Origin of the sequence: Arthrobacter sp. CG_A4 (assembly GCF_035985125.1) — a bacterium.
GTDB lineage: Bacteria > Actinomycetota > Actinomycetes > Actinomycetales > Micrococcaceae > Arthrobacter.
In genome coordinates, this window is record NZ_JAXCID010000011.1 from 1 (window position 1) to 12,011 (window position 12,011).

At 65.3% G+C, this 12,011-nt stretch carries 12 protein-coding genes and 1 tRNA gene; 11 read left to right on the forward strand and 2 right to left on the reverse strand.

Going from position 1 to position 12,011, the window contains the following annotated elements; all coding sequences use genetic code 11:
• Positions 1–97: 97 nt before the first annotated feature.
• A complete protein-coding gene (locus RCH07_RS06600; RefSeq protein WP_326966681.1) occupies positions 98–1,315 on the reverse strand; it encodes a pyridoxal phosphate-dependent aminotransferase in 1,218 nt (405 codons plus the stop codon).
• A 274-nt stretch (positions 1,316–1,589) separates the two neighbouring features.
• On the opposite strand from RCH07_RS06600, the gene RCH07_RS06605 reads away from it, so the two are divergent.
• The 11 genes from RCH07_RS06605 (at position 1,590) to RCH07_RS06655 (ending at position 10,414) form a co-directional block, all read left to right on the forward strand.
• A tRNA-Trp gene (locus RCH07_RS06605) sits at positions 1,590–1,662 on the forward strand.
• A gap of 94 nt (positions 1,663–1,756) precedes the next feature.
• Entirely contained in the window at positions 1,757–2,029 is a 273-nt protein-coding gene (secE, locus tag RCH07_RS06610) for a preprotein translocase subunit SecE (protein WP_326966682.1), read from the forward strand.
• Between the two features lie 114 nt (positions 2,030–2,143).
• Entirely contained in the window at positions 2,144–3,055 is a 912-nt protein-coding gene (gene nusG, locus RCH07_RS06615) for a transcription termination/antitermination protein NusG (protein ID WP_326966683.1), read from the forward strand.
• A gap of 129 nt (positions 3,056–3,184) precedes the next feature.
• The gene (rplK, locus tag RCH07_RS06620) at positions 3,185–3,616 is read left to right on the forward strand and encodes a 50S ribosomal protein L11 (protein ID WP_024365990.1); all 432 of its coding nucleotides are present in this window, start codon (positions 3,185–3,187) and stop codon (positions 3,614–3,616) included.
• A gap of 187 nt (positions 3,617–3,803) precedes the next feature.
• The gene (gene rplA, locus RCH07_RS06625) at positions 3,804–4,511 is read left to right on the forward strand and encodes a 50S ribosomal protein L1 (protein ID WP_326966684.1); all 708 of its coding nucleotides are present in this window, start codon (positions 3,804–3,806) and stop codon (positions 4,509–4,511) included.
• Between the two features lie 93 nt (positions 4,512–4,604).
• Positions 4,605–5,117 (forward strand): GNAT family N-acetyltransferase, encoded by a 513-nt coding sequence (locus tag RCH07_RS06630; protein ID WP_326966685.1) that lies wholly within the window; start codon positions 4,605–4,607, stop codon positions 5,115–5,117.
• A 5-nt stretch (positions 5,118–5,122) separates the two neighbouring features.
• Positions 5,123–5,701, forward strand: a complete 579-nt coding sequence (locus RCH07_RS06635; protein ID WP_326966686.1) for a hypothetical protein — start codon at positions 5,123–5,125, stop codon at positions 5,699–5,701.
• Between the two features lie 141 nt (positions 5,702–5,842).
• Complete coding sequence (locus RCH07_RS06640) at positions 5,843–6,952, forward strand: GNAT family N-acetyltransferase (RefSeq protein ID WP_326966687.1); 1,110 nt, start codon at positions 5,843–5,845, stop codon at positions 6,950–6,952.
• A gap of 325 nt (positions 6,953–7,277) precedes the next feature.
• Positions 7,278–7,901 carry a 50S ribosomal protein L10 gene (rplJ, locus tag RCH07_RS06645; RefSeq protein ID WP_326966688.1) on the forward strand — a complete coding sequence of 208 codons (624 nt, stop codon included), beginning with the start codon at positions 7,278–7,280 and terminating at the stop codon, positions 7,899–7,901.
• Between the two features lie 74 nt (positions 7,902–7,975).
• A complete protein-coding gene (gene rplL, locus RCH07_RS06650) occupies positions 7,976–8,350 on the forward strand; it encodes a 50S ribosomal protein L7/L12 (RefSeq protein WP_301226786.1) in 375 nt (124 codons plus the stop codon).
• Positions 8,351–8,572: 222 nt separating this feature from the next.
• Positions 8,573–10,414 (forward strand): bifunctional metallophosphatase/5'-nucleotidase, encoded by a 1,842-nt coding sequence (locus tag RCH07_RS06655; RefSeq protein ID WP_326966689.1) that lies wholly within the window; start codon positions 8,573–8,575, stop codon positions 10,412–10,414.
• Between the two features lie 95 nt (positions 10,415–10,509).
• On the opposite strand, the gene RCH07_RS06660 is transcribed toward RCH07_RS06655, so the two are convergent.
• The gene (locus RCH07_RS06660; protein ID WP_326966690.1) at positions 10,510–11,709 is read right to left on the reverse strand and encodes an acetyl-CoA C-acetyltransferase; all 1,200 of its coding nucleotides are present in this window, start codon (positions 11,707–11,709) and stop codon (positions 10,510–10,512) included.
• Positions 11,710–12,011: the final 302 nt, after the last annotated feature.

Genomic DNA, 12,011 nt, shown 5'->3' on the forward strand with positions numbered 1-12,011 from the left:
GCCAAGGAACGCGATATCGACCGCCGCACGTACCCGGCGACACTCAGCACGAGGATCTTGACACCCGCCCCCAGCCCTTAACCGAACGGCATTGGGGTTAGGTGGCCTTGCCCAGGAAGTCCTGCAGGCGGGCGACGCCGATGGCCAGGTCCTCGTCGCCGAGGGCGTAGGACAGGCGGAGATAGCCGGAGGGGCCGAACGCCTCGCCCGGAACCACGGCCACCTCGATCTCGTCCAGAATCAGGGTGGCCAGCTCGGCCGACGTCGAGGGCCGGACCGGGCCGTTTGCGGACGGTAATTCCTTGCCCAGCAGGGCGCGGACGTCGGCGTAGACGTAGAAGGCGCCCTTCGGCGTCGGGCATTCAAGGCCTTCAATGGCGTTAAGGCCGGCCACAATCGCCTTGCGGCGGCGGTCGAAGGCGATTTTCATCTCGGCGACGGCGGTCAGCGGGCCGGACACGGCGGCAAGGGCGGCCATCTGCGGAATGTTGGAGACGTTGGAGGTGGCATGGGACTGCAGGTTCGTGGCGGCCTTGATGACGTCGGCCGGGCCGATCATCCAGCCCACGCGCCAGCCGGTCATGGCATAGGTCTTGGCGACACCGTTGAGGATAACCACCTTGTCGCCCAGCTCGGGGACGGCGGTGGCGATTGAGGTGAAGGGCACGCCGTCGTAGGTCAGGTGCTCGTAGATCTCATCGGTGACCACCCACAGGCCCTTGGCGGCGGCCCACCGGCCGATCTCCTTGACTTGTTCCGGCGGGTAGACGGCACCGGTGGGGTTGGACGGGGAGACGAAGAGCAGGATCTTGGTGCGGTCCGTCAGGGCGGCGTCGAGCTGCTTGACGGTGACCAGGTAGTCCTGCTCCGGTCCGGCGAACACCTCCACCGGTACGCCGCCGGCGAGCCGGATGGCCTCCGGGTAAGTGGTCCAGAACGGTGTGGGGACGATGACCTCGTCGCCCGGATCGAGCAGCGTGGCGAAGGTGTTGTACACGGCCTGCTTGCCGCCGTTGGTGACGAGAACCTGCGATGCCCCGGCTTTGTAGCCGGAATCCCGGAAGGTCTTGTCCGCGATGGCCTGCTTCAGCTCCGGCAGTCCGCCGGCAGGGGAGTAGCGGTGGTATTTGGGCTGGCCGGCGGCCTCGATGGCGGCCTGCACGATGTACCCGGGGGTTGGAAAGTCAGGTTCGCCGGCGCCGAAACCGATGACCGGGCGGCCGGCCGCCTTCAGCGCCTTCGCCTTGGCATCAACAGCCAAGGTGGCGGATTCGGCTATGGCGGAAATGCGCTGTGAAATGCGGGCGGCAGGCATAACAGGTCCATTCTTCGCTTACAGCCGGACGGCTGGTGGTGGGATTCGACGAAATCTACTCTATGCCGTTCAGCGGATCGTCCGGGGTGACGGCGTGGAAATGAGACTGCAGGCAGGCAGCGGCTTTCCGCGGCGTGCCAGGGGGCAGGGTGAGGCCGGTTCGACGTGGGCGCAGTTGTTGCGTAGACTATATTTCCGGTGTTGAAAACACGATGATGGCCTGCGCCTCAGAGAATTCTGGGGATCACGCGGCCGGAACGGTTTTTCGATCCTTAGGGTAGTGGCGCAATTGGTAGCGCAGCGGTCTCCAAAACCGCAGGTTGCAGGTTCGAGTCCTGTCTGCCCTGCGCAAGCTGTTCCGGGCACTCCGGAGCAAGCGCAGCAACCATGGTTCAGTTCAGAGCCGGGAATCCGACATTGCGAGGATGAGTGAGGGACCAGGTGACCGAAACAGCTGCCAGCAGCTCCAAAGGCCGCCCCACCAAGAATGCCGCCAAAAAGGCAGGCTTCTTCGCTCGAATTGCGCTCTTCGTCCGCCAGGTCATAGGCGAACTGAAGAAGGTCGTCGCACCGACGCGTAAAGAATTGATCAACTACACGCTGGTGGTGCTGGTATTCGTGGTCATCATGATGATCATCGTCACCCTGCTGGACCTGGCCTTCGGGTCCGGAGTGAGCTGGGTCTTCGGCGGCACTGGCCCGACGGACCGCTAAGGCGGCCGGTCCGCAGACTGCGTGGATTTCCCCGGAATACCGGAGGCTCTGCGGGGTGTGCGGAATTGAGTCATTTAAATAGGCATGTTAGGCAATGAGGAAGCAGGAGACTAAGTGTCTGAGCAGGAGCTCGAGGTAACTGAGACTGAGCTGGATAAGAGCCAGGACGCCGCGGTGGACGCCGGGGATGAGTCCCAGGCTGTGTCTGCTGCGCCCGAATCCGACGTCGCTGACGAGGCTGTAGCCGGTGAAGCCGCCGGGTCAAACGAAGAGTCCGACGCCGTAGCCGAAGAGTCCACCGACGCTGAAGCTGCAGAAAATGCGGACGCTGAAGGCGAAGCCTCCGACGCCGGGTCGGGCGAAAATGCGGACGCTGAAGGCGAAGCGTCCGACGACGCGCTGGCCGCTGCGGCCGCCGCCGCCGAGGTTGATCCGGCCGATGAGTTCAAAGCCAGGCTGCGCCGCCAGGAAGGTGACTGGTTCGTCATCCACTCCTACGCCGGCTACGAAAACCGCGTCAAGGCCAACCTGGAGACCCGAATCCAGACCCTGGACATGGAAGAGTACATCTTCGAAATCCAGGTCCCGATGGAGGAAGTCGTTGAGATCAAGAACGCTCAGCGCAAGGTGATCAACCGCGTCCGCATCCCCGGCTACGTTCTGGTCCGCATGGACCTGACGGATGCCTCCTGGGGCGCCGTCCGCCACACCCCCGGTGTGACCGGCTTCGTGGGCAACGCCCACAACCCGGTTCCGCTGCGCCTCGACGAGGTCTTCTCCATGCTCGCCCCGGTCTTCGAAGAAGAGCAGGCCGAGAAGGGCAAGCCCATCAAGCACGCTGCCGCGCAGATCGACGTCGACTTCGAGGTGGGCGAGTCTGTCATCGTCAAAGAGGGCCCGTTCGAGACCCTTCCGGCCACGATCTCCGAGATCAAGGTGGATTCCCAGACCCTCGTGGTGCTGGTCTCCATCTTCGAACGCGAGACCCCCGTGACGCTGGCATTCAACCAGGTCAGCAAGATCTAGTTTTCCGCAAAGAATTCGCCCCGGGCTGCCCGCTTAGCAGCCACGGGGCGGCAGGCCGCCTCGCCATGGCGGCCATCAAGCTGAGGCACGCTCCTGTGTCCCAGGACGTATTTGAAAGAAGGACCTACATTGGCTCCCAAGAAGAAGGTCACCGGCCTCATCAAGCTGCAGATCCAGGCAGGTGCCGCTAACCCGGCCCCGCCGATCGGTCCTGCGCTTGGCCAGCACGGTGTCAACATCATGGAATTCTGCAAGGCGTACAACGCTGCGACGGAAGCCCAGCGCGGCAACGTTATTCCGGTTGAAATCACGGTTTACGAGGACCGCTCGTTCACGTTCATCACCAAGACCCCGCCGGCTGCGGAGCTCATCAAGAAGGCTGCAGGCGTTGCCAAGGGTTCACCGACCCCGCACACCGTCAAGGTCGCCAAGCTGACGCAGGCGCAGGTCAACGAGATCGCCACCACCAAGATGGAAGACCTCAACGCCACGAGCCTCGAAGGAGCCGCGAAGATCATCGCCGGCACCGCCCGTTCCATGGGTATCACCGTCGAGGGTTAATTCCCCACCGCTGAGGCGCCGGGTTTCGGGAGACCGATCACGACGCCGGTCAGCACCGCCGGGCAACCGGCACCACCCAATCATTGAAAATGTTGGAAACCCGGCACGGATAAACCGGCCGGAATCCCGACTGTGGCAGGGCCCAGCGCGGTCCGCAGACCACAACTGCACAAGGAGAATGAGCAGCATGGCAAAGCGCAGCAAAGCATATGAGGCAGCCGCAGCCAAGATCGACGCGGAGAAGTTCTACGCGCCGTTCGAGGCAGTGACGCTGGCCAAGGACAGCAACCCGTCCAAGTTCGACGCCACCGTTGAGGTCGCTTTCCGCCTGGGCGTCGACCCGCGTAAGGCCGACCAGATGGTTCGCGGCACCGTGATCCTGCCCCACGGTACCGGTAAGACCGCCCGCGTTCTCGTCTTCGCAACGGGCGTCAAGGCCGAAGCAGCAATCGCTGCCGGCGCCGACTTCGTTGGTTCCGATGACCTGATCGAAAAGATCGCAGCCGGCTGGACCGACTTCGACGCCGCCGTCGCCACCCCCGACCTTATGGGCAAGGTTGGCCGCCTCGGAAAGGTCCTGGGTCCGCGTAACCTGATGCCGAACCCGAAGACGGGCACCGTGACCGCCGACGTCGCCAAGGCCGTCAACGACATCAAGGGTGGCAAGATCGACTTCCGCGTCGACAAGCACTCGAACCTGCACTTCATCATCGGCAAGGTTTCGTTCGACGCCCTGAAGCTGGCCGAGAACTACGCAGCCGCTCTGGAAGAGGTTCTTCGCCTCAAGCCGTCCGCTTCCAAGGGCCGCTACATCCAGAAGGCCACTGTCGCCACGACGTTTGGCCCGGGCATCTCGGTTGACCCCAACGTCACCAAGGTCCTGACCGAGGTCTAATCCTCACCAGGTCATACAGCAGGCCACAGAAAAGACCGCCCCGCATCCGCGGGGCGGTCTTTTCCGCATTCCGGGGCCGGTTAGGCTGTGCCGGTGACTACAGCGCCGTACCGCATAGAACCTCTCATCCTCCCGGCCGGCCTCGATTCCTCCGATGCCGGCGATTTCCTGGAAATCGGAAAGCTGTGCGACGCCCTGACGCTCGAAACCTGGGGCAGCCTTGACCGGGCCAGCCCGGCCGTGGCCCGGCTGCAATTCTGGCGGGACGATGCCTACAGGCGGATGAGGATCTTCTTAGTACGCCAGAATGGGCGGATGGTGGCCCGGTCCTGGGTGCGCTGCGAACTCCAGGAAAACCTCGGCAGCGCCCTGATCCATGTCCAGGTCCTGGCGGAGTTCAGCGGGCGTGGGATCGGCCTGGCCCTGCTCCGGCATGCAGAAGGGCTGGCCGCCGCGGATGGCCGCACTATCCTGCAGAGCTTCACCGAACATCCCGCCGATTTCGACGTCGACGGGCCCGGGCTGGTCCGGCCGGCCACCGGAACCGGGGTCTGCCCGCTGCAGCGCGGGGCGTCCGCTTCGCACTGGAGGCGGGCTACCGCCTAGAGCAGGTGGAGCGCTTCAGTGCACGGGATTTGCGCGAACACGACGCCGCGTGGGATCCGCTGGAGGGCGAGGCCCTGGCCACAGCGGGGGCGGAGTACGAACTGCTGGCCTGGACGGGCAGCTGCCCGGAGGAGACGGCTGGCCAGCTCGCGGTCCTGATGTCGCGGATGAGCATCGACACGCCCACCGGAGAGCTGAGCTATGACCCGGAACAGTGGGATGTGGCGCGGCTCCGGAACGTCGAGGACACCCGGCAGCGGGCCGGCCTGACCGCACTCGTGGCGGCCGCCCGGCACCGCGGCAGCGGCGAACTGGCTGCCTACTCGGTACTGCAGCTGACTCCGTCGAATCCGTGGCTGGCCGACCAGGACGACACCCTGGTGGCCGCCGGCCACCGGGGCCACCGCCTCGGCATGCTGGTCAAGCTCCGCAACCTCCGCCGGATCCGCGCCGAGTTTCCCGCGGTGGAACGGGTGTTCACCTACGACGCCGCGGAAAACGACCATATGCTGGCCATCAACGTCGCGCTCGGCTTCCGTCCCGCGGGGTACGACGGCGAATGGCAGCGGGCGCTTACGGCGTAATCCCGGACGGGCCGACCGATGGGACGGGCCAACCGATGGAACGGCGGCGCAAACAGGCATATGCTGTCGCTTGAAAGCCCGGCCGAAGCCGGGTTTCCGTTACCCGTAGTGGATGGCAGAACGGCGGGGATGATGCCCTCTATGGCAAGCGATGTGCGGATTGAACAGCTGTGGATTCCCGATTCCCTGGACGGGCCGGACGCCGCGGACTTCGTTGCCGCCGTCGAAGTCGGACGCAAGGTGCGGATGCAGACCTGGGGGAGCGACGACCTCGCATATGCTCCGGGGGAAAAGCTCCTCGAGATGGCGGACCCGTACGAACGCCAGGTGATCCTGGTGGCCAGGATCGGCGGTGAGATTGTCGGGACCGTCGACATCGCGCTGCCCCTCGCGGACAACCTCGACCTCGCGGAATTCACCCTCGATATCCTGCCCGAGTTCCAGCGCCGGGGCGTCGGCCGGCAACTGCTCGAGGCCGCCGAGCACTTCGCCCGCGACGAAGGCCGGCACACGATCCTCATTGACACGAACCATCCGGGGGCGTCTCTCAGCGACAGCGGGTCCGGCCAGCTGGTGCCCGGGAGCGGCCCCGGCTTCGTCCCGCTGGGCAGCCGCGAGGTGGAGTTCGCCCGGCACACCGGCTACACGCTGCAGCACATCGAACAGTTCAGTGCCTGCCGGCTTCCCCTGGACAGCAGGCTCGTCGTCGAGCTGGCGGCCGAGGCCGAGGAGGCCAACGGCGGCCGTTACCGCCTGCACCACTGGACGGACCGCTGCCCGGACCAGTGGCTTGAGGCCGTCGCGACGCTGGAAAACAGCGCCGGCGAGGACGGCGTGCCGGGGGTCGATGACCCGGAGATGGTGCTCGACGGCGGCATCCTGCGCCAGGCCGAAGAGGTCGCCATCGCGCAGGGCCGCCGGACGGTGGTGACCGCCGTCGAGGACCTCAACAGCGTTTTGCTCGTCGGCCTGACCACCATCAGCGTCCTCGCGCTGCGCCCCGACGTCGTATTCCAGGATGACACAGTGATGCTCCAGGCGCATCGCGGCAACAAGTTGGGCCTGCTGATGAAGGTCGCCAACATGGAGCGGCTCACCGAGCAGTTCCCGAACGCCCGGGTGCTTTACACCTGGAACGCCCCGGAGAACCGCTACCTGCTCAAGGTCAACCAGCAGCTCGGGTTCACGACGGCGGGCGTGACCGGCATCTGGCAGAAGGAACTGCCGGACTTCGGGCCCAGAGTCAGCTGACCCTGACCCTGGGCCGGATCCCTGGCCTGGCCGATTTGGAGCAGGCGCACGGTGTCCCGTAGGCTAAGGGGACCAAAGACCGTCGGTTGTTGGAAATCCACTCTCCCAAGCAAGACTCACTTCTGCAGTCGCGCCGGGGAGAGCCAGTGGATCTCCGGACGAAGGACCCTGAACATAGGGCGGCCGGCGCAGGTGAACGAAGCGAAGCTCCGCGGTCATGGACCGCGTCGAGACAAGCCCCGTGCATCTGCGCGGGGCGTTTTTTTGTTTTAGCTCTGTTGAGCGGGGACCCGGAAATACCGGCACTATCCCCGGAAGGAGGGTTATGGCAACGCCTAGCAAGGTTTCAGCAGTAGCTGAGATCACTAACGATTTCAAGGAATCGAACGCCGCTGTCCTGACCGAATACCGCGGGCTCACCGTTGCACAGCTCAAGCAGCTGCGTGTCTCTCTCGGCCAGGACACCAAGTTCTCGGTCGTCAAGAACACCCTGACCGCCATTGCAGCCAAGGAAGCCGGTGTCGAAGCATTCGACGGCCAGCTCGCCGGCCCCACTGCAATTGCGTTCATCAAGGGTGACGCAGTTGCCGCTGCCAAGAGCCTGACGGATTTTGCCAAGACCAACAAGCAGCTGGTTATCAAAACCGGTTACTTCGAGGGCAAGGCACTGAACGCCAGCGAAGTAGCTGCCCTGGCAGCACTCGAGTCCCGCGAGCTGCAGCTCGCCAAGGTTGCAGGCATCCTCAAGGCTCCTGCTGCCGCCGCTGTACGCATCATCGACGCACTGCGCCTCAAGCTTGAAGAAGAGAACGGTGCGCCGGCTGGAGCCGAAACACCCGCCGCTGAAGAAGCCCCGGCCGACGCTGAAGCTCCGGCTGAGGCACCCGCAGCAGATGCAGCAGCAGAGGCTGTCGCTCCCGCTGCTGCCGCAGCCCCCGAAGAGAACTAACTCTCTAAACCAGACTCCGGTGTGAAGGCATGGCCCCAGGCCGCCGAACACCACTATAGGAAGGACGCCACACCATGGCGAAGCTCACCAACGAAGAGCTCATTGAAGCTTTCAAGGAACTGACCATCATCGAGCTCTCTGAGTTCGTCAAGCTCTTCGAAGAGACCTTCGAAGTTACGGCCGCTGCTGTTGCAGTTGCTGGCCCCGCTGCCGGTGGCCCCGCCGAAGAAGAAGAGCAGACCGCATTCGACGTCATCCTGGAGCACCCGGGCGACAAGAAGATTGCAGTCATCAAGGAAGTTCGTGCAATTACTTCCCTGGGCCTCAAGGAAGCCAAGGACGTTGTTGACAGCGCTCCGAAGGCCATCCTCGAAGGCGTCACCAAGGAAGCTGCCGAGAAGGCTGTTGCCCAGCTCGAAGAAGCCGGCGCACGCGTTACCCTCAAGTAACTCGCTGTTCCGGCAGCTCGGGAACGTTCAGTTTCTGCGCTGCTCCGGGAACCCCGTCCGCTCCGGTGGGCGGGGTTTTCTGCGTCCCGGGCGGTCTCCGGGCAGAAACCAACGGCCTATGAAGTTTGCAAAAAAGATTGCGAACTCTCTATTCCACGGTCTGCGGTCCCCCTAGACTTTGGCTTTGTGCCAACAGGCCGCCAACGTTGAGGAGTTCACACAATGACAGACCCCAACCCTTCGCTCTCCCGCCGCGCCATGCTCAGCGCGGCCCTTGTGGGCGGCAGCGCCGCCGCCGCGACGCTGGCCGGGGCCCCCGCCGCCCAGGCTGCACCCGGCGCGCGGGCGAACGGCGAGAAGCAGTTCACCCTGACGGTTCTCGGCACCACGGATCTGCACAACAACGTCTTCAACTGGGACTACTTCAAGAACGCGCCCTATGCGGACAACGCAGGGAACAAGATCGGCATCGCCCAGGCCTCCACCCTGATCAAGGCCATGCGGGCCGAGCGTGGTGCTGCCAACACCCTCACCATCGACGCCGGAGACACCATCCAGGGCACGCCCCTGGCCTACTACTTCGCCAAAATCTCGCCCATCTCAGCAACTGTCAAGCACCCCATGGCGCTGGCCATGAATGCGGTGGGCTACGACGCCGTGGGTCTCGGCAACCACGAATTCAACTACGGCATCCCGCTCCTGCGCAGCTGGGAAAAGCAGCTCGACTTCCCGCTGCTCGGTGCCAACGTCCACGACGCCGTGACCGGCCGGCGCGCCTTCACCCCCTACGTCCTCAAGCGGGTGAAGACGGACAACGGCTGGCTGACCGTGGGCCTGGTGGGCTTTGTGACCCCCGGCTGTGCGCTCTGGGACCGTGACAATGTCCAGGGCAAGCTGGACTTCAACGGCATCGTCGAGGAGGCCAGGACTGTCATCCCGCAAATGAAGGCTGACGGCGCCGACGTCGTGATCATTTCCAGCCATTCAGGCGCGACGCCGGGCTCGTCCTACGGTGACGCGCTGCCGTTCCCGGAGAACGCTTCCACACAGCTCGCCGAAGAGGTCCCCGGTATCGACGCCATCCTGGTGGGCCACGCCCACCAGGAGATACCGGAACGCTTCGTGGCCAACAAGGCCACCGGCAAGCAGGTGCTCCTGACGGAACCGCTCAAGTGGGGCATGCGGGTCTCCGTCATGGACCTCGAACTGGCCAAGGTGAAGGGATCCTGGACAGTCACCGCCGCGCACTCGCACCTGCTGGACGCCCGGACGGCCGACGCCGATCCCGCCGTCGTCCGCGCCGTGCAGGCCGGGCACGAGGCCACGGTGAAGTACGTGAACGAGGTGATCGGCACGTCCACAGGTGCGCTCAGCACCGCCACCGCCTGCTGGGAGGACTCTGCCGCGATCGACGCCATCAACTATGTCCAGGCCAGCACTGTAAAGGCGGAGCTGGCCAGCGGGCCGGCCGCGGGCCTGCCCGTGCTGTCCATCGCGGCGGCCTTCTCGCGTGCGGTGGATGTCAAGGCCGGGCCGCTGACCATCCGCGACGTGGCCGGGCTCTACATCTTCGACAACACCCTGCTGTCCGTCAAGGTCACCGGGGACCAGGTCAAGGCCTATCTGGAGTGGTCCGCCCGGTACTTCAAGCCGGTGTCCACCGCCACGGCCCGCGCCGCGGACGTCACCAACGCCGTCACGGCAATGGCGCCGGGCGGAACGCCGGACTACAACTACGACGTCGTCTACGGCCTGGACGCGCCGCTGAACTACGAGATCGACCTTGCCAGGCCGGTGGGGGAGCGGATTGCCAATCTCACGTACGGCGGCGCAGCCCTGCGGCCGGACCAGGAGTTTGCGCTGGCCATCAACAACTACCGCCAGAGCGGCGGCGGCAACTTTCCCGGCGTGAAGACGGCGCCGGTGCTCTCCAACAGCCAGCAGGAGATCCGGCAACGCATCATCGACTACGTCGTGGACCACGGCACCCTGGACGTGGCGGTGTTCAGCCAGAACAACTGGCGTCTCACCGTGGACGGCCGGGCGCTGGCAGTAACCCCATAGGCCCACCCCCAACAGCAACGCGGGGTCACTTACGGCCCATCCCACCCGGTGGGATGGGCCGTAAGTGACCCCGCGTTGTTAGTTGGCCGTGCGGGTCAGTCGCGGAACAGCAGCAGGGCTTCGCCCTGGCCGCCGCCGCCGCATAGGGACACGGCCGCCTTGCCCGTGCCGCGCCGCTTCAGCTCGTGCGCGGCGTGCAGGGCCAGGCGGGCACCGGACGCGCCGATCGGGTGGCCCAGGGCGATCGCGCCGCCGTGGATGTTGCATTTCTCCAGCGGGTAGTCGAGGTCCTTGAGGGACTGCACGGCGACGGAGCCGAACGCCTCGTTGATTTCGATGAAGTCCAGGTCGGCGGCGGACCAGCCCGCCTTGCCCAGCGCGCTCGTGATCGCGTTCGAAGGCTGGGAGTGCAGTGAGTTGTCCGGCCCGGCGACCTGCCCGGGCTTGCCGACGACCGCCAGGTATTCCAGGCCGTTGTCTTCGGCGAACTTCCGCGAGGACAGCACGAGGGCGGAGGCGCCGTCGGACAACGGGGAGGAGTTGCCGGCGGTGATGGTGCCGTCCGTGACGAACGCGGCCCGCAGGCCGGCGAGGGACTCCACCGTGGTGTCGGGCCGGAGGCCCTCGTCCTTGGCCACAACCACCGGCTCCCCCCTGCGCTGCTTGACGCTGATGGGGGCGATCTCGCCGTCGAAGATCCCGTCCTTGGCGGCCCGGGCGGCGCGCTGGTGTGACATGGCCGCCACCTCGTCCTGCGAGGTGCGGTCGATGCCGAGAGTGAAGTTCTTGGTCTCCGTGGACAGGCCCATAGACTGCCCGTCGAAGGCGTCGGTCAGACCGTCGTGGGCGGCGACGTCGAGCGCCTGGATGGCACCGTAGGTCCAGCCCTGCCGGGATCCCGGCAGGATGTGCGGGGCACGGGTCATCGACTCCTGGCCGCCGGCGACGACGACGGTGGCGTCACCGCTGCGGATCATCCTGGCCGCGTCGATCACGGCGGTGAGACCGGACAGGCAGACCTTGTTGATGGTCACGGCGGGGACATTCCAGCCGATGCCGGCGCCGATGGCGCCCTGCCGGGCAGGGTTCTGCCCGGCGCCGGCCTGCAGGACCTGGCCCATGATGACCGCGTCCACCCGCTCCGCCGGCACTCCACTGGCGGCAAGGGCCGACCGGATGGCATGGGCTCCGAGTTCCACGGCCGTGAAGCTGGCCAGCTGCCCGTTGAGGCGGCCCTGGGGGGTGCGGGCGGCGGCGAGGATCACAACATCATTGTTGTCTGCGGGGCTGGTCATGGTGGGTCTCTTCCGATCTGTAGCGAGGTAGGACAAGGCTATCGTGAGCCCTGTCACCTGGCCATTTCGGCCGTCGTCGGGCGGTCCGTCAGCGGTCCGTCAGCGAAAGACGGGGGCCGCGCCGGGTGCTTGCAATCGCGCCGGAAGTGGGGTAGACAAGTAGGTTGCTTTACCGTATTGTAGATATTTGCGTCTTCCCTGTTTACCTTCAGCCTTCATATAGCGGTGGGCTTAGCCTGGCAGCTGCGCCATTGATGTGCCGTCTATACGCGCACCACCATGGCCAGTGCCGGGTTTCGGGT